Here is a 17,698-nt window from a genome sequence, read left to right as displayed (position 1 = left end):
GCTATAACTGGGCCAGACACCGGCTCGTATCTCACTCGGCCCCAGCCAGACTCATGCCGCGTTCACGACGTGTTCCAGCCGCGTGGCGCAGGGTGATGCGGATGTGACGGGGGATACCCTTGCAAATACCATGGGGGGGTATAGTACAGTCGACGAGTATCGACCCACGAAGCAACAGGAGACGTAACGTGTCCACCTCCACTTACACGGTGACCGGAATGACCTGCGAGCACTGCGTCGGCGCGGTGACGGAGGAGGTCGGCCGCATCCCGGGAGTCACCGACGTGGCCGTCGACCTGCCCACCGGCCACGTCACCGTCATCAGTGCGCGGCCCGTCGACGCCGCCGACGTGCGGGCCATGGTCGACGAGGCCGGCTACACACTGGCGAGCTGACGGGAGCGAGAGACATGGCGATCTCCGGCACGACACGCAAGCTCGGCGGGTTCGGCCTGGCCCTGGCGGTGGCGTTCGCTGCCGCGTACGGCGTCGGCCAGGCGGTCGGACCGGTCGCGGCCGAGCCGGAGCCCGCCGCCGCCGAGCACGAGGGCATGGGCGGCGCCGACGGTGCCGAGGACGGCATGGCGGACATGGGCGGGCACGGCGACGCGCATGGCGGCGAGCCGGCCGGGGTACCCAAGGGCCTGATGGTCTCCGCCGACGGCGTCACCCTCGACGTGCTGAGCGACGGCCTGCGGGCCGGCGTCGCGACCGACTTCGCGTTCCGCATCCTCGACGACCACGGCTCGCCGGTCACGGCGTTCGCGCCCACCCACGACAAGCTGATGCATCTGGTCGTGGCCCGGCGCGACCTGTCCGGCTTCCAGCACGTGCACCCGACGATGGCCGCCGACGGCACCTGGCGGATCCCGCTGACCGTCGCCTCCGCGGGGGACTACCGGGTGTTCGCGGACTTCCTGCCGCGCGGTCGCGAAGAAGGCGTCACGCTCGGCGCGGACGTCCCGGTGTCCGGCGCCTACCAGCCGAAACCGCTGCCCGCGCCGGCGCTCGCCGCCGACGTCGACGGCTACCGGGTGACGCTCGCGGGCGCGCTCGTCCCGGGCACCACCAGCAAGCTCACGCTGTCGGTCGACAAGGGCGGCGTGCCGGTCACCGACCTGCAGCCCTACCTGGCCGCCTACGGCCACCTGATCGCGCTGCGCCAGGGCGACCTCGCCTACCTGCACGTCCACCCGGACGGTGAGCCGGGCGACGGCAAGACCCCGGCCGGCCCCTCGATCACGTTCTACGCCGAGGTGCCCACCGCCGGCACCTACCGGCTGTACCTGGACTTCAAGCACGGCGGTGTGGTGCGCACCGCGGAGCTCACCGCGGTCGCCACACCGAACGAGTCCGAGTCGCACGAGTCCGAACCACACGGGGAGAAGTGATGTCCAGCCAGGTGGAGCTCGTGATCGGCGGCATGACGTGCGCGTCGTGCGCGGCCCGCATCGAGAAGCGGCTGAACCGGTTGGACGGCGTCGAGGCCAGCGTCAACTACGCCACCGAGAAGGCCGTCGTGTCCGCGCCGGAGTCGGTGACCTCGGACGTCCTGGTGGCGGTCGTGGAGAAGATGGGCTACACCGCCGCCCCGCCCGACCCCGACCCGGCGCCCGCCGAGGAGGAGCCGGCCGACCAGGAGCTGCGCGCGCTGCGCAACCGGGTGCTGGTGAGCCTCGTGCTGTCGGTCCCGGTCGTCGCGATGGCGATGTCGTCGTGGCTGCAGTTCGAGTACTGGCAGTGGGCGTCGCTGGTGCTGGCCGCGCCGGTCGTGGTGTGGGGCGCGCTGCCGTTCCACCGGGCCGCGTGGCTCAACCTGCGGCACGGCGCGGCGACCATGGACACGCTGATCTCGATGGGCACGCTGGCCGCGTTCGCGTGGTCGCTGTACGCGCTGTTCCTCGGCACCGCGGGCATCCCGGGCATGGAGCACCCGTTCCGGCTGACGATCGAGCGCTCGGGCGGCGACGGCAACATCTACCTCGAGGTCGCGGCGGGCGTCACCACGTTCATCCTCGCCGGCCGGTACTTCGAGGCGCGGGCCAAGACCCGCGCCGGGTCGGCGCTGCGCGCGCTGCTGTCGTTGGGTGCCAAGGACGTCGCGGTGCTGCGCGGTGGGCTCGAGACGCGCGTCCCGATCGAGCGGCTGGCCGTCGGCGACAGGTTCGTCGTGCGGCCGGGCGAGAAGATCGCCACCGACGGCGTGGTCGAGGACGGCTCGTCCGCGGTGGACGAGAGCATGCTCACCGGCGAGTCGGTACCGGTCGAGGTCTCCGCCGGCTCGCGGGTCGTGGGGGCGACGGTCAACGCGGGCGGGCGGCTCGTGGTGGCGGCCACCCGGGTCGGGTCGGACACGCAGCTCGCGCAGATGGCGAAGCTGGTCGAGCAGGCGCAGACCGGCAAGGCGAAGGTGCAGCGGCTGGCCGACCGGGTGTCCGCGGTGTTCGTGCCGGTCGTGATCGTGCTGGCGCTCGCGGCGCTGGGGTTCTGGCTCGGCACGGGAGCGTCCGCGTCGGCGTCGTTCACCGCGGCGGTGGCCGTGCTGATCATCGCGTGCCCGTGCGCGCTGGGCCTCGCGACGCCCACCGCGTTGCTGGTCGGCACCGGGCGGGGCGCGCAGCTCGGCATCCTGATCAAGGGGCCGGAGGTGCTCGAGTCGACCCGCCGGGTGGACACGATCGTGCTGGACAAGACCGGCACGGTGACCACCGGCCAGATGTCGCTGGTCGAGGTCGTGCCGGCGCCCGGGGTACCCGCCGAGCAGCTGCTGCGGCTCGCGGGCGCGCTCGAGGACGCCTCCTCGCACCCGATCGCCGCCGCGGTCGCGACCGCGGCGCGGGAGCGGGTCGGATCGCTGCCGGCCGTGTCCGGGTTCGCCTCGGTCGACGGGCTCGGCGTGCGGGGCGAGGTCGAGGGGCATGCCGTCGCGGCGGGCCGGGCGCACGAGTCGACCTCGTGGCTGCCGGCGCTGCCGGCCGAGCTGGTGTCGGCCAAGGCCGACGCGGAGGCGCTGGGGCGGACCGCGGTGACCGTCGCCTGGGACGGCGCGGCGCGTGGCCTGCTGGTGGTGGCCGACACGGTGAAGCCGACCAGCGCGGCGGCGGTGCGCCAGCTGAAGGCGCTGGGGCTCACGCCGGTGATGCTCACCGGTGACCACGAGGCGGTGGCGCGCGCGGTGGCCGACGAGGTCGGCATCGACGAGGTGATCGCGGGCGTGCTGCCGGCGGGCAAGGTCGACGAGGTGAAGCGGCTGCAGTCGGCGGGCGGGGTGGTCGCGATGGTCGGCGACGGCGTGAACGACGCGGCCGCGCTGGCGCAGGCGGACCTGGGGCTGGCGATGGGCACCGGCACGGACGTCGCGATCGAGTCGAGCGACCTGACGCTGGTGCGCGGCGACCTGCGTGCCGCGGCGGACGCGATCCGGCTGTCGCGGCGGACGCTGAACACCATTCGGGGCAACCTGTTCTGGGCGTTCGCGTACAACGTGGCGACCATCCCGCTCGCCGCGGCGGGCCTGCTGAACCCGATGCTGGCGGGTGCGGTGATGGCGTTCAGCTCGGTGTTCGTGGTGTCGAACAGCTTGCGGCTGCGGGGTTTCCAGGCGCTGGCGGGCAACACCTCGGCACCGCTCGCGGGCGCCGCCGCGCCGCGGTCCCGGTCGTTCGCGGACGCCGCCTAGAATCTCAGTGGAGCGCGGGTTTCCGATGACTCGGAAATTGCCTGCCGCGCTGTCGCCGACCACACACGGAACGTATTCTGGCCAGACGGCTTGTGTGATGTCGGGGGCTGTCGATGAATTCATTTCCGCCATTGTTGCTCTTGCACGATGGCGGTGACAACGGCGTCTGGGAGCCCATTCTCGACAAGCTCCCCGGTTTCGTGCAGGTCGCCGTCGTCGACATGCCGGCCGTGCACCGCGCCGGCGTGCCGCGGCTCGCGGATCTTCTGGCGGACCGGGCCCGCGAGCTCGGGCTGGAAGCACCGCACGTGGTCGGCCACGCGCTGGGTGGCGCGGTGGCGTTGGAGCTGGCCCGCCGGATGCCGGTGTCCGGCGTGACGGCGTTCTGCCCCATCGGCTTCTGGACCAGGTCGCATGCCTGGTACATGGCGGTCCGGTTCCGTCTCTCCTGCGACCCGGCCCGGCTGCTGGCGACCTCGGACATCCAGGCGGCGCGCGACGCCGCGGGCCGGGTGGCCGGGATGTGGCGCTATGCGTTCCGCCACCCCGAGTCGATCACCGCCCCGGTCCTGCTGGCCTGGGCCATGCGCGATCGCCTGGTGCCGCCGACCGACGCGAACCGGGCCCGCCGCCGGCTGCCCCAGGCCCGCCAGGTGATGATTCCGAGCGGCGGCCACCTCGTGACACACGACGACCCGACCACGGTCGCGGCGGTTTTGTTCGACTGGCACCAGAAGATTTCCGGAAATTGACTCCCCGGCCGCGCGGCACGGGCCGGGACACCCCGATTGTTCCCACTGACCGGGGCTGTTCCGGCCGCTTTTTCCGCGGCGGTGTCAGTCGGCGCTGCCGCCGCTACCCGCGGGGCTGTCCGCGGGGTAGACCGGAACGGGACGCTTCTTCCGCGCGGGCGCCGGCGAACCCGGCCACCGCGATCGTCGCGCTGACCACGACCCGGGTGCGCTTGATGTTCGTTCGCTTCGCCCATCGGTGTTGTCGAGCCACCGTTCGGCGAGCTCGATCCGTCGGGTGGTGGCCTGGTGCCGACCCGGCTCCCGCACCCGGTGTGGCCCGGTGGCGAGCGACAGCATGACGGTGGCCGTGCGCCGGCCGAGCGCGTCGGGGTCGAGGTCACGGGTGAGGCGGTGGTGGAGCATTCGGGCGAGCCGGCTGTTGAGCGACAGATGAGAAAACTTTCATCCAGCGTTTGGCACCGGACCCCACTTTGCGGTCCAATCATCCGATGAGTCGGGGTGACGAGGCACGCGGGCGGCTGGGTGACCCGTCGCTGCTGCGGCGGCTGAACGTCGCCGCGGCGCTCAGCGCGTTCCTCGACGCCCCGCACCTGACGCTGCGCGACCTGCGGGACGCGGTCGGCGTCTCGCGGCCGACGGCGGAGCACCTGCTCGCAGACCTGCTCGACACCGGCCGGGTCGAGGAGATCGAGCCGCCGCCGGCGCGCGGTTCCGGGCGGCCCGCCCGGCACTTCCGGTTCCGCGCCGGGTCGGGGTACGTCAGCGGCATCGACATCGGCGCGCACAAGACGATGGCCCTGGTGACGAACCTGCGCGGGGAGACGCTCGCGGTGCGCCGCCGCGAGCTCGACCCGAACCAGGACGCGCCGAGCCGGCTGCGCGACGCGGTCGACACGGCCCTCGCCTGCTGGGCCGGCGCAGGCCTGCGGCCGGCGGACGTCACGGCCGTTGCGTGCGGGGTCACCGGCGCGCTGCGCGCCGACCACGGTGCGCGCGACGTCTCCGTCGGGCCCACCGGCGCCGGCCTCGCGCCGTACTCGCTGCCCGGGTTCACCGACGTCGACGTGGCCGCGACGCTCGCGGCCGGCACCGGCCACGAGGTCACCGTCGCGAACGACGTGAAGCTGGCGGCGCTCGCCGAGCACTGGCAGGGCGCGGCCACCGAGCACGCCAACCTGGTCTACATGTTCGCCGGCCACCGCGCGGGCGCCGGTGTGCTGTTCGGCGGCCGCGTGCACGAGGGCCGCCACGGCGCCGCCGGCGAGATCGGCGCGCTGCCCATGCTTGGGTGGGAGGCCGCGGTGGCCGACCTGCACGCCCGCGGCGCAGACCTAGCCACGGACCTCGGGCCGGAGCCCGGCGCTCGGGGGTGGGTTGGGCGGGAGGGGGAGCTGGTGATCGCGGCGGCCGCTGCCGGGGATCCGGACAGTGTCGCCGTGCTCACCGAGTTCGCCACCGTGCTTGCTCGCGGGGCCGCCGTTCTCGCGCTCGCGGTGGATCCGCAGGTCGTCGTGCTCGGAGGTGGGATGTCGCGTGGGGGCGCGGTGATCGCCGAGCCGTTTCGGCGGGAGTTGGCGCGGCTGACGCTCTTCCCCGTCGAGGTGGTCATCTCCACGCTCGGGGCCGAGTCGGTCGCGCTCGGGGCCGCGCGGCTCGCGTTGGACGAGGTCATGGCGGGCCTGCTCCACGTGCCGAACAGCTGAGGGTTGACCCACACCCGCTTGAGCGCAATCATCGGACGTCTGCAGTTATGCAGCTTTGTTGACATATCCCTCGCCCAACGGAGCGCGACATGGGAAAGCGGCTCACCCGCACGGTCCTCGCACTCGCCCTGTTCGCCGGCCTGCTCGGCGGCGGCGCCATGATCGCCGCACCCGCGGCGGCCGAGGTCGAGCACCCCCGCCAGGAGTGGCTGCGCGACTCGACCGCCGGACTCTTCCTGCACTGGGGCATGTTCACCGACCCGGTGCACCTGAGCTGCGCGGAATGGGAGCACGACGTCACCGCCGGCGGCTGGACACCGGACTACTGGGTGGACGAGGCGACCAAGCTCGGTGCGTCCTACCTCGTCCTGGCCACCTTCCACAGCCGCCTCGGCTACGCGCGCCCCTGGCCGTCGGCGATCCCCGGCAGCTGTGCCACCCGGCGCGACTTCCTCGGCGAGCTCGTCCGGGCCGGCAAGGCCAAGGGCGTGCGCGTCCTCCTCTACATGACCGACGACCCGCAGTGGCACAACGAGCAGGGCGTCGAGACCCTCGACTCGGCCGCGTACTCCGCCTACACGGGCGAGGACGTCGACCTCACCACCCGCGACGGCTTCGGCCGGTTCAGCTACGACCTGTTCTTCGAGGTCATGGCCGACTACCCGGACCTCGCGGGGTTCTGGATCGACAACGACAACGCCTACTGGGAGAACCACGACCTCTACGAGCAGATCCGCGAGCGGCGCCCGTCCTGGTTGCTGAGCAACAACAACGAGGACACGCCGATCATGGACACGGTCAGCAACGAGCAGAAGACCGGCATGACCCCGCCCTACGACTACCCGCAGGCCGCGTTCACCCCGATGCCGCGGCTCACCGAGGCCGACTACAAGCTCCCGACCTCCGGCGACTGGTGGTACGACGGCGAGGACCACGCGGTCGACTACCGCCTGTCCACCGGGCGCTACATCACCAACGCAGGCTCGTCGATGAAGTCGCTGATGGCCGAGACCGCGATGGTCAACGGCAGGTTCCCGCCCGCACAGGAGGCGTTCAACGACTTCATGGCCTCGTGGCGGCCACCGATCGAGGCGTCGCTGCGCGGCACCGAGGGCGGTGGGTACATGTACGGCGGCATGCAGCCCGGGTTCTGGAACGACGGCGCGCACGGCGTGGTGACCGTCAAGGACCGCACCCAGTACGTGCACGTGCTCACCAGGCCGCGGACCGACATGGTTCGGTTGCGGGACAACGGGTACCAGGTCACCAGGGTGACCGACCTGCGCACCGGCGAGCGGATGCGGTTCGGCCGGTCCGGCGGTTATCTGTCCATCATGGACATCCGGGACTGGGACGACTACGACACCGTGTTCCAGGTGGACACGGCAGGTAGGCGGGGTGCGCTGGACGGCGTACGCGCGACCGCGTCGGCCGAGAGCGACGGCCACCCGGCGCCGAGCCTCGTGGACGGCAGCTACCAGGACTACTGGGACAGCGACGGGCAGCTGCCGGTGTCGGTGACGCTCGACCTCGGCAAGCGTCGCGCCGCCGACCACCTCGCGGTGCACCAGCGGGAGTGGTCGCCGACCTACGCGCGGGAGACGTTCGGCCGCCCGGAGGACTCGGCTCGCATCAAGGACTACCGCGTCTCGGTGAGCGACGACCGGGTGCACTGGCGGGAGGTTCGCGCCGGTGCGCTCCCGAGCGCCCGCGGCGTGCGGTTCATCGACATCGGCGCGCAGCGGGCCCGGTACGTCAGGCTGGACGTGCTGAACACGTGGGGAGGTGCGCAGGCGCCGAACTTCGTGCACCAGCTGCGGATCGACGAGATCGAGGTCGCGCACGGCTATCCGACCGCGGGCCGGCCGCTGCCGCTCGAGGCGGAGCACGCGTCCCTGTCCGGGTCGGCGCGGCCGGTGTGGTGCGCGGCCTGCTCGGGCTCGTTCGCGGTCGGCGGGCGCGGCTCGGTGACCTACCGCGACGTGCGGGTGGCCGAGGCGGGCACCTACCGGCTGCAGCTCGACCACACCGGCGCGGGGACGCTCTCGGTGCGGGTCAACGGGGTCGGGTCGGAGGTCCATGTGCCGGCCGGCGCCGACGACGTCCCGGCCAGCACGGCCGTGGCGGTACCGCTGCGGGCCGGGGCGAACACGATCACGGTGTCCGGCGGGCCGGCGCTCGACCGGATCGCGGTCGGGCCGCTGCCGCCGGAGTCCTACGTGCCGACCACGACGACGACCGTCGACCCGACCGGCCTGCAGTGGGTCGGCGCCGGGCAGCAGTCGCTCACCGTCTCGGCCACCCTGCGGCTCGACGTCGACGACGCGCTCGACCAGGTCCGGCTCGCGCCGTCGGTGCCGCCGGGCTGGACCGTGACCGGCAACCCGGCCACCGCGGAAAGCTTGCGGTTGGGCCAAACCGTGTCCGGCACGTGGACCGTCACCTCGCCGCCCGGCGCCGATGTGTCCGGTGTGGACATCCCGGTCACCGCGTCGTTCCAGGTGTTGGGCCGGGCGAAGGAGGTCGTGCGGAAGGTCGGCGTGCGGCCGCGGCCGGCGGACCGGGTGTTCATGCGCGAGGCCGAGGACTCGCGCAACCGGCTGGGCAGCGCGGGGATCACCGGCTGCTCGCCGTGCTCGGGTGGCCAGAAGGTGCGCAACCTCGGCGGCAGCGTGGCCGCGCACCTGGTGTTCGAGCACGTCACCGTGCCGTCGGCCGGCGAGTACACGCTGTACCTCGACTACACGGTCAACGGCGACCGGTCGTTCTTCGTCACCGCCGGCGACGGCGCACCGGTCGAGGCGGCGGTGAGCGGGGTCGGCAACAGCCGGCCGGAGACCACGTCGGTGCGGATCGTGCTCGCCGCTGGGGACAACACGATCACGATCGGCAACGACGCGGCCTCCGCCCCGGACCTCGACCGGGTGTCTATCGGTGAGTGAGCACCATCAGCCACAGCTCACGGGCGACCCGGTAGCCGGTAGTTGGTTCCCAGTGCGGCCCCGCGGTCCGGCTTGTACTGGTCGTACCCGCGCGGGTCGCACTGCAGGCCGCCGTTGATGCAGTGGCTCACCAGCGCGGCCAGGGTCGGCTCGTCCCAGGCGTTGAAGAAGTCGTAGTGCCAGGAGTAGCCGCGGCCGCTCGCCAGCCGTACCTGTGAGGTGTCGCCGTCGACCGGGAACGCGATCTTGAACTCGAGCATCGGCACCGGGTTTGGATGCGAGGCCGGGCAGTAGCCGTCGACCGGGTAGGCCAGGTGGCTCTTGTGGTCGGCCGAGTCCAGGTGCACGCCGTCCCAGCAGCTCGGGGCCTGGTACCGGATGTTCATCTGGGAGCCCACGTCACAGTGGGTCGGGAAGTCCCAGTTGAAGAAGCTGTTCCCGCACTCCCAGCCTTCGATGTGCCCCGGCGCGGTGCGGAACTCGTCGAGTGTCGCGACAGGACTGCCGGCCACGTAACGAAGTCCCGGCGGGAACGGCCGCACACTCGGGTAGTCGATGACGCCGGACTTGTAGTAGATGACCTGGCGACCGGACGGGATCACCGGGGTGTCACCGTTGAACATCGTGGGGAACCAGTACGCGGACAGGTCGTCGGGCGCGAGGCACGACGTCGCGCCGAGCCCGGCGCCCTGGAGCGACTCGAGCGTCGTGTGCGCGTTCGTCGTGGTGTTGCCGGTGAAGCTGTGCTCGTGCGACGCGCCGGGCAGGTTGGGGAAGACGATCGGGTCGTCCGGCAGCCGGTGCGTCACCGAGCAGTTGACCTGGAACTCGTGGTGCGTGACGTCGTCCGCGGCCTGACTCTGCGGCGCGACGAGGAACAGCGCGGTGACGGCGACGCCGCACGCCACCGCCAGATGTCGTTTCACGGGGGGACTCCTCCTCGGCAGGGATCGAGGGAGAGCGCTCTCCCATAGAGAGTGGCGAACGGTCGGGTGCGCTGTCAAGGCATGCGCCGTACCTGGCCCTTGACATGCCTGTAACCCACAGACGACACTCGGTAGGCGAGTGGGAGAGCGCTCTCCGAACCCACTCAAACCCTGCTGAGGAGACGCAATGACGCGCGTTCCCCCTGTACCGCGCCGACATCGCGCCGGTGCCTTCCTGGCCGTGCTCGCCGTACTGCTCGCCGGTGTGGTGGTCACCGCGGCGCCCGCGGCGGCCGCGCCCAGCGTCGTGCGGGTGACCGGGTCCCAGGGCAGCTGGCAGCTCACCGTCGACGGCGCGCTTTACACGGTCAAGGGCCTGACCTGGGGGCCACCGATCGGCGAGGCCGCGTCGCGGATGCCGGACCTGCGGGCGATGGGCGTGAACACCGTCCGCACCTGGGGTACCGACGGCACCACCCGGCCGCTGCTCGACGCCGCCGCGGCCAACGGGGTCAAGGTGATCAGCGGGTTCTGGCTGCAGCCCGGCGGCGGTCCCGGCAGCGGCGGCTGCGTCGACTACGTCACCGACGCGAACTACAAGACCACGATGCTCAACGAGTTCCTCCGCTGGGTGACCGAGTACCGCGACCACCCGGGCGTGCTGCTGTGGAACGTCGGCAACGAGTCGATCCTGGGCATGCAGAACTGCTTCGGCGGTACGGAGCTGGAGGACCAGCGGGTCGCGTACACGCGATTCGTCAACGATGTCGCCCGGGCGATCCACGCCGCCGACCCGAACCACCCGGTCACCTCGACCGACGCGTGGACCGGGGCGTGGCCGTACTACAAGGCCCACGCGCCGGACCTCGACCTGTACGCGGTCAACTCCTACGGCGCGGTCTGCGACATCCGCCAGACCTGGGTCGACGGCGGCTACACCAAGCCCTACATCCTCACCGAGGGCGGCCCGGCGGGGGAGTGGGAGGTCGCCGACGACGCCAACGGCGTGCCCGACGAGCCGACCGACGTCGAGAAGCGGGACGGCTACCCGGCCGCGTGGAACTGCCTGATGTCGCACCAGGGCGTGGCGCTCGGCGGGACGCTCTTCCACTACGGCACCGAACAGGACTTCGGCGGCGTGTGGTTCAACCTGTTGCCAGGCAACGAGAAGCGGCTGTCCTATTACTCGGTGGCGCGAGCATACGGCGGTGCCCAGCCCGCCAACACGCCGCCGGTGATCACGTCGATGTCCTCGCTCGGCGACGTCCCGGCCGGCGGAACCTTCACCGTCGACGTGTCGGCGAGCGACCCCGATGGCGACCAGATCTCCTACGACCTACGGCTGAACAGCAAGTACGTCGACAACTCCGGCTCGCTGGTGCCGGCGTCGTTCACCGGCACGGACCCGTTCACGGTGACCGCGCCGGACCGGCTCGGGGTGTGGAAGGTCTACGTCTTCGCGCGGGACGGGCGGGGGAACGTGGGCATCGAGACCCGCTCGTTCCGGGTGGTGCCGCCGTCCGAACCGGGGACGAACATCGCGGTGGGGCGGCCCACGTCGGCGTCGTCGTACCAGGCGCAGGGGGACGGCGCGCCGTTCCTGCCGTCGCTGGCCACCGACGGTTCGCTGACCTCTCGATGGGCCAGCGACTGGAGCGATCCACAGTGGATCCAGGTGGACCTCGGCGCGGTGACGTCGTTCGACCACGTGCAGCTGGTGTGGGAGTCCGCTTTCGGTCGCGCCTACGAGGTCCAGGTCTCCGACGACGGCTCGTCGTGGCGCGCCGTCTACTCGACGACCACCGGTGACGGCGGCGTCGACTCGCTGGCCGTCAACGGGACGGGCAGGTACGTGCGGGTGCACGCCACCCAACGCGGCACGGCCTGGGGCTACTCCCTCTACGAGCTGGGCGTCTACCGCCCCTGACCAGAGCCCGCGAGTCCCCCACTCCTGACCCCGCGAGTCCAACGCCCAGGACCCGCGAGTCCAACGCTCCGAACGGGGGACTCGCGGGTCGAGAGTGGGGACTCGCGGGGTCAGTGGGCGCGGGCCCTGCGGATCGTGTCGCGGTACCAGAGGGCGCTCTGCTTCGGGGTCCGCACCAGGGTCTCGTAGTCCACGTGCACCAGGCCGAACCGCTTCGCGTAGCCGTAGGACCACTCGAAGTTGTCCATCAGCGACCACGCGAAGTACCCGCGCACGTCGGCCCCCCGCGCCCGCGCGGCCGCGACCGCCGCGATGTGTGCCGACAGGTATGCCGTCCGGTCCACGTCCGCGACGTACCCCGAGGGGTCGGCCTCGTCGTCGAACGCGGCGCCGTTCTCCGTAATCACCATCGGCATGCCCGGGTAGTCGCGGGACAGCCGTACCAGGAGGTCCGTGAAGCCCTCCGGCACGATCTCCCAGTCCATCGCGGTCACCGGCCGGCCCATGCGCACGGTGGACTGAACGGGGTTGCCCTCGGCGTCCTCGGTGCGCCCCGCGGAGTCCACACCGGACACCAGGTGGCTCGAGTAGTAGTTCACCCCGAGCACGTCGATGGGCTCGCCGATGATCTGCAGGTCGCCATCGACCACCGGGAGCTTCACGCCGCGCACCGACAGGTCGTCGACGATGTCGCCCGGATACTGGCCGCGCAGCAAGGGATCCAGGTAGATCCGGACACCGAGGCCGTCGGCGCGCCGGGTCGCCTCCTGGTCGGCCGTGCTCTGCGTCGCCGGCATGGACGTGCCCATGTTCAGCGTGATCCCGAGCTCGACCGGCGTCGAGGCCGCCGCACGCATTCGCCGCACCGCCAGACCGTGGCCCAGCAGCAGGTGGTGCACGGCCTCCATCGCGGCCGGGAAGTCCTGCCGGCCCGGCGCCTGCCGGCCCTCGTGGTAGCCGAGCATCGCAGAGCACCACGGCTCGTTCAGCGTGGTCCACGTGCGCACCCGGTCCTGCAACGCGTCGAACACCAGCATCGCGTAGTCGGCGAACCGGTACGCGGTGTCCCGGGCCGGCCAGCCACCCGCGTCCTCCAGCTCCTGGGGCAGGTCCCAGTGGTACAGCGTCACCCACGGGTCGACACCCTTGCCCAGCAGCTCGTCGACGAGCCGGTCGTAGAAGCCGAGCCCCAGCGGGTTCGCCGGCCCACGGCCGCCCGGCTGCACCCGCGGCCACGCCACGGAGAACCGGTAGACGTCCACGCCGAGCGACTTGATCAGCGCGACGTCCGCCGGCATCCGGTGGTAGTGGTCGCACGCGACGTCACCGTTGTCGCCGCCCTCCACCATGCCAGGGGTCCGGCAGTACGTGTCCCAGATGGACGGTCCGCGGCCGTCCTGGTCGTACGCCCCTTCGATCTGGTACGCGGATGTCGCCACGCCCCAACGGAAGTCCGCGGGCAGGCTCGCGATCAGGTCTGCCTCCGCCGCGGGTTCCACCACAGCCGCAGTCGTGTCCAAGATCCATCCTCCATGTGTCGTGGCTCCCGGGTCAGGTCGTGACCCGCTCGGCCGGCTCGTGGGCGCTGTGCAGCCAGCAGGCCACGGACCGGTCCGAACCCCCGTGGCCGGCCGGTTCCTCCGATACCGGCGAACGCTCGGCGCACGGGTCAAAGGCTTTCGGGCAGCGGGGATGGAACGCACACCCCGTCGGCATCGCGCGCAGGTCCGGCGGCGAGCCCGGGATGCCGGTCAGCTCGCGCCGCGGGCCGCGCAGCGCGGGGAACGAGTGCAGGAGGCCGTCGCTGTAGGGATGCAGCGACGAGCGGTACAGCTCGGCGGCCGGCGCGGACTCGACGATGCGGCCGCCGTACATGATCGCGATCCGGTCGGAGAACTCCACCAGCAGCGACAGGTCGTGGGTGATGAACAGGACCGAGAACCCGATCCGCTCGCGCAGCTCGACGAGCTGGCGCAGGATCTGGCGCTGCATCACGACGTCGAGCGCGGTGGTCGGCTCGTCCATCACGACCACCCGCGGCTCCAGCGCGAGCGCCATCGCGATCATCACCCGCTGCCGCATGCCGCCGGAGAGCTGGTGCGGGTAGCTCGTCAGCCGGTCCGCGTTGATGCCGACGAGGTTCAGCAGCTCCACCGCCCGCGCCTTGCGCGCGGCCGCCGTCGTGCGCGGCTCGTGCGCGGCGATCACGTCGGTCAGCTGGGTGACGACCATGTGCACCGGGTTGAGCGAGTTCATCGCGCCCTGGAACACGATCGAGACCTCGGCCCAGCGGAACCGGCGCAACCGGGACCGGGACAGCGACATCAGGTCGATCGGCTCGCCGTCGCGCGGGCGGTAGGTCACCTGTCCACTTCGGATCACCCCGGGAGGCGGCAGCAGCCGCAGCATCCCGTAGGCCAGTGTGGACTTCCCGCTGCCGCTCTCGCCGGCGAGGCCGAGCACCTCGCCGCGGTGCAGGGTCAGGTCGACGTCGCGGACCGCGTGCACGGCGTCCTCGCCGAGGCCGTAGTCGACCGACAGCCCGCGGATGTCCAGCACCGGCTCGCCCGTCACCGGCTCTCCTTTCCGAGGACCGGGGTGAACCCGACCCGCATCTTCACGCCGCGCACCCGCTGCGGCCCGCTGCGCAGCCGCGGGTTGACGTACTCGTCGATGCCGAAGTTGAGCAGCGCGAGGCCCGTGCCGAGCAACGCGATCGCGAGCCCGGCCGGCACGAACCACCACCACGCGCCCTGCGCGAGTGCCTGCTGGCTCTGCGCCCAGAACAGGATCGCGCCCCAGTTCCACTCCGACACCCCGGGAACGCCGATGAACGCCAGGGTGATCTCCGACAGCACCGCGAAGATCACCGTGCCGACGAAGCTCGCGGCGATCACCGCGGTGAGGTTCGGCAGGATCTCGAAGCCCAGGACGCGCCAGGTCGACTCGCCGGTGGCCCTGGCCGCCTCCACGTAGTCCCTGCGCCGCAACGACAGCGTCTGCGCCCGGAGCACCCGCGCTCCCCATGCCCACGACGTGCAGCCGATCACCAGCGCGATCGTGAGGTCGTCGGTGTCCGGCAGGGACAGCGTGATGATGAGGATCAGCGGCAGCGCCGGGATCACCAGGAACACGTTGGAGACCGCGGAAAGGCTCTCGCCGCCGAACCCGCCGAAGTAGCCGGAGGTGACGCCGAACAGGATCGCGAGCACCGTCGCCACGAACCCCGCGACCAGCCCCACGAGCATCACGCTGCGGGTGCCGTCGAGGATCTGGCTGAGGATGTCCTGGCCGAGGTGGGTGGTGCCGAACCAGTGCGCGGCGCTCGGCCCGACGAGCAGGTCGTCGCCGCGCTTGCCCGGGTCGTACGGCGTGATCCACGGACCGATGACCGCGAACACGAGCAGGACCACGACGATCGCCAGTCCGGCCACCGCCTTGCGGTTGGCCAGGAACGCCGAGCGGCGGCGCCCGCGGCCGCCTGAAGCTGCCGGCTCGTCGGCGGGCACCGGCACGATGTCGGTGGTGGGCAGTGCCACGGGCTCAGCCCTCCTTCCTCGTGCGCGGGTCGAGCAGCAGGTAGACCACGTCCGCGAGCAGGTTGGCCACCAGCACGGACAGCGTGATGATCAGGAAGATGCCCTGGATCAGCGGGTAGTCCTTGGCACCGACCGCCGCGAAGAGCTGGAACCCGACACCGGGGTAGGAGAACACGATCTCCACCAGCAGCGTGCCGCCGACGATCAGGCCGAGCGCCAGCGCGAACGCGGACACGCTGGGCAGCAGGGCGTTGCGGGCCGCGTAGCTCACCATCACCCGGCGCTCGGGCAGGCCCTTCGCGTGCGCGACGGTGATGTAGTCCTCACTGGACACCGTGAGCATCATGTTGCGCATCGACAGCACCCAGCCGCTCATCGAGGTGATGAGGATCGTGATCGCGGGGAGGATGCTGTGGTAGACCGCGCTGCCGATGAAGTCCCAGTCCCAGCTCGGCACGACGCCCGGGTCGTAGCCGCCGGAGGACGGGAACGCGCCGCCCTGGTCGGCGAACAGGGTGATCGCGATCAGGCCCAGCCAGAAGTACGGGATGGACGACAGGAACGTCGTCACCGGCATCACGGCGTCCACCCAGGACCCGCGCCACCAGCCGGCCATCATGCCGAGCGCGGTGCCGAGCAGGAAGCTGATCACGGTGGTGAACCCGACGAGCGCGAGCGTCCACGGCAGGCTGTCCGCGATCACCTCGGACACCGGGGTGGGGAAGAACGTGAAGGACAGCCCCAGGTCGCCGCGCAGCAGCTGGCCCCAGTAGTCGATGTACTGGGAGAACAGGTTTTGCTCGTCGTCGAGTCCGAAGAGGATGTACAGCGACTGGATCGCCTGGGTGTCCAGCATCCCGTGCGCCCGGCTGATCAGCGCCTGCACCGGGTCGCCGGGGATGAGCCGCGGCAGGAAGAAGTTGATGGTGATCGCGGCCCAGGCGGTGAACGCGTAGAAGCCGAGCCGGCGCAGGAGATATGTCATGGCTAGACCGCCTCCCCGGAATTCAAAGTTGTGGTCGCCGTGGGTTGGTGGCGTCCGGTTCGGTGCGTACCGGTGGCTGGGTCGCGTCCCGGTCCCCTTGGGTGCGGTTGGCAGGCGCGCGGGTCGTGCGGGTTCCCCGCTGCTGAGGTTGACACAAGGGGGGTCATGATGCCGGCTCCGAGCCCGCCGCCGCTGACTCCGAGACCGTCTTCGCGTCGTAGAGCCAGCAGGCCGCCCAGTGCCCGGTCCCGTTGCCGGTCACCGGAAGCCGAGGCGGCGCCTCGGTCCGACACCGCGCCATGACGTGCGGGCAGCGCGGGTGGAACCGGCAGCCGGACGGCGGGTTGATCAGGCTCGGCGGCTCGCCGCCGGCCTCGGGCTCCTCGACGACCGCCGCACCGGCGATCCGGTCCGGGTCGGGCGCGGAGGAGACCAGCAGCTGGGTGTACGGGTGCGCGGCGCGCTGGGTGACCGCCTCGCCGTCGCCGCCCTCGACGACCTGGCCCGCGTACATCACCAGCACCTCGTCGGCGAAGTAGCGGGCCGAGGCGATGTCGTGGGTGATGTAGAGGATCGCGAGGTCGAGCCGGTCCCGCAGGTCCCGCAGCAGGTTCAGCACGCCGAGCCGGATCGAGACGTCCAACATGGACACCGGCTCGTCGGCCAGCAGCGCCTCCGGCCCGGCGGCCAGCGCCCGCGCGATCGCGACCCGCTGGCGCTGCCCGCCGGAGAGCTCGTGCGGGTACTTCGACAGGAACAGTTCCGGCGGGGTCAGCTGCACCCGGGTGAGCAGGTCGTCGAGCCCGGCCCAGAGGTCCTCGCCGCGCCGGTGGATCCGCAGCGCCCTGGTGAGGTGGTAGCGGACGGTGTGGATCGGGTTGAGCGAGGCGAACGGGTCCTGGAAGACCATCTGGACCCGCCGGCAGTACGCGCGGAACGCGCGCCCGCGCGACGCCCGGATCGCCTTGTCGTGCAACCGGATCTCGCCCGCGGTCTGCCCGACGAGCTGGGCCAGCAGCCGGGCCACGGTGGACTTGCCCGACCCGGACTCACCGACCATCGCGGTGACCTGGCCGCGGCGCAGCACGAGGCTGACGTCGTCGACCGCGCGGACGCTGCGCCGCGCGCGACCCAGCTCGCGGAGCCTTCGCCGCACGGGGAAGTGTTTGGTGAGACCCACCGCCTCCAGCACCACGTCGGTGGTGCCGGAGGCGGTGGGCGCAGGGCTCGCGGTCATTCCTCG

The 17,698-nt window shown here is 71.6% G+C and carries 13 protein-coding genes; 7 read left to right on the top strand and 6 right to left on the bottom strand.

Going from position 1 to position 17,698, the window contains the following annotated elements:
• Positions 1-188: 188 nt before the first annotated feature.
• The 6 genes from GEV28_RS10835 to GEV28_RS10810 all read left to right on the top strand — a co-directional run bounded on the left by GEV28_RS10835 (position 189) and on the right by GEV28_RS10810 (position 9,078).
• Positions 189-395 (top strand): heavy-metal-associated domain-containing protein, encoded by a 207-nt coding sequence (locus tag GEV28_RS10835; protein WP_291411247.1) that lies wholly within the window; start codon positions 189-191, stop codon positions 393-395.
• Positions 396-409: 14 nt separating this feature from the next.
• Positions 410-1,390, top strand: coding sequence for a hypothetical protein (locus GEV28_RS10830; RefSeq protein ID WP_291411246.1), 981 nt, complete (start codon positions 410-412; stop codon positions 1,388-1,390).
• A complete protein-coding gene (locus GEV28_RS10825) occupies positions 1,390-3,678 on the top strand; it encodes a cation-translocating P-type ATPase (protein ID WP_291411244.1) in 2,289 nt (762 codons plus the stop codon). The genes GEV28_RS10830 and GEV28_RS10825 overlap by 1 nt, the downstream gene beginning before the upstream one ends.
• A 140-nt stretch (positions 3,679-3,818) precedes the next feature.
• A complete protein-coding gene (locus GEV28_RS10820) occupies positions 3,819-4,430 on the top strand; it encodes an alpha/beta fold hydrolase (protein WP_291411243.1) in 612 nt (203 codons plus the stop codon).
• A gap of 491 nt (positions 4,431-4,921) precedes the next feature.
• The gene (locus GEV28_RS10815) at positions 4,922-6,136 is read left to right on the top strand and encodes an ROK family protein (protein ID WP_291411240.1); all 1,215 of its coding nucleotides are present in this window, start codon (positions 4,922-4,924) and stop codon (positions 6,134-6,136) included.
• A gap of 158 nt (positions 6,137-6,294) precedes the next feature.
• Positions 6,295-9,078, top strand: coding sequence for an alpha-L-fucosidase (locus tag GEV28_RS10810; RefSeq protein WP_291411270.1), 2,784 nt, complete (start codon positions 6,295-6,297; stop codon positions 9,076-9,078).
• 17 nt (positions 9,079-9,095) lie between these two features.
• On the opposite strand, the gene GEV28_RS10805 is transcribed toward GEV28_RS10810, so the two are convergent.
• Positions 9,096-10,004, bottom strand: a complete 909-nt coding sequence (locus tag GEV28_RS10805) for a DUF1996 domain-containing protein (RefSeq protein WP_291411238.1) — start codon at positions 10,002-10,004, stop codon at positions 9,096-9,098.
• A 187-nt stretch (positions 10,005-10,191) separates the two neighbouring features.
• On the opposite strand from GEV28_RS10805, the gene GEV28_RS10800 reads away from it, so the two are divergent.
• A complete protein-coding gene (locus GEV28_RS10800) occupies positions 10,192-11,931 on the top strand; it encodes a discoidin domain-containing protein (RefSeq protein WP_291411236.1) in 1,740 nt (579 codons plus the stop codon).
• Between the two features lie 110 nt (positions 11,932-12,041).
• Here GEV28_RS10800 and GEV28_RS10795 read toward each other — a convergent pair whose 3' ends face one another.
• From GEV28_RS10795 to GEV28_RS10775, 5 genes are all read right to left on the bottom strand, one after another.
• Positions 12,042-13,454 carry a GH1 family beta-glucosidase gene (locus tag GEV28_RS10795; protein WP_291411268.1) on the bottom strand — a complete coding sequence of 471 codons (1,413 nt, stop codon included), beginning with the start codon at positions 13,452-13,454 and terminating at the stop codon, positions 12,042-12,044.
• Between the two features lie 28 nt (positions 13,455-13,482).
• Entirely contained in the window at positions 13,483-14,505 is a 1,023-nt protein-coding gene (locus GEV28_RS10790) for an ABC transporter ATP-binding protein (protein WP_291411233.1), read from the bottom strand.
• On the bottom strand, positions 14,502-15,470 hold the full coding sequence (locus GEV28_RS10785; RefSeq protein ID WP_291411231.1) for an ABC transporter permease: 969 nt from the start codon (positions 15,468-15,470) through the stop codon (positions 14,502-14,504). The genes GEV28_RS10790 and GEV28_RS10785 overlap by 4 nt, the downstream gene beginning before the upstream one ends.
• Before the next feature lie 4 nt (positions 15,471-15,474).
• Positions 15,475-16,455: an ABC transporter permease gene (locus GEV28_RS10780; RefSeq protein ID WP_291411229.1), complete on the bottom strand. Its 981-nt coding sequence runs from the start codon at positions 16,453-16,455 to the stop codon at positions 15,475-15,477.
• Positions 16,456-16,618: 163 nt separating this feature from the next.
• A complete protein-coding gene (locus GEV28_RS10775) occupies positions 16,619-17,692 on the bottom strand; it encodes an ABC transporter ATP-binding protein (RefSeq protein WP_291411227.1) in 1,074 nt (357 codons plus the stop codon).
• Positions 17,693-17,698 lie beyond the last annotated feature (6 nt).

It is taken from the genome of Actinophytocola sp. (assembly GCF_009379765.1).
GTDB lineage: Bacteria > Actinomycetota > Actinomycetes > Mycobacteriales > Pseudonocardiaceae > Actinophytocola.
This window is presented reverse-complemented; position numbering and strand designations above follow the sequence as displayed.

Excerpts from the sequence above, each read along its gene's own strand:
- GEV28_RS10830 (WP_291411246.1), top strand. The coding sequence starts at position 410 with ATGGCGATCTCCGGCACGACACGCAAGCTCGGCGGGTTCGGCCTGGCC.
- GEV28_RS10825 (WP_291411244.1), top strand. The coding sequence starts at position 1,390 with ATGTCCAGCCAGGTGGAGCTCGTGATCGGCGGCATGACGTGCGCGTCG.
- GEV28_RS10815 (WP_291411240.1), top strand. The coding sequence starts at position 4,922 with ATGAGTCGGGGTGACGAGGCACGCGGGCGGCTGGGTGACCCGTCGCTG.
- GEV28_RS10810 (WP_291411270.1), top strand. The coding sequence starts at position 6,295 with ATGATCGCCGCACCCGCGGCGGCCGAGGTCGAGCACCCCCGCCAGGAG.
- GEV28_RS10800 (WP_291411236.1), top strand. The coding sequence starts at position 10,192 with ATGACGCGCGTTCCCCCTGTACCGCGCCGACATCGCGCCGGTGCCTTC.
- GEV28_RS10780 (WP_291411229.1), bottom strand. The coding sequence starts at position 16,455 with ATGACATATCTCCTGCGCCGGCTCGGCTTCTACGCGTTCACCGCCTGG.
- GEV28_RS10775 (WP_291411227.1), bottom strand. The coding sequence starts at position 17,692 with ATGACCGCGAGCCCTGCGCCCACCGCCTCCGGCACCACCGACGTGGTG.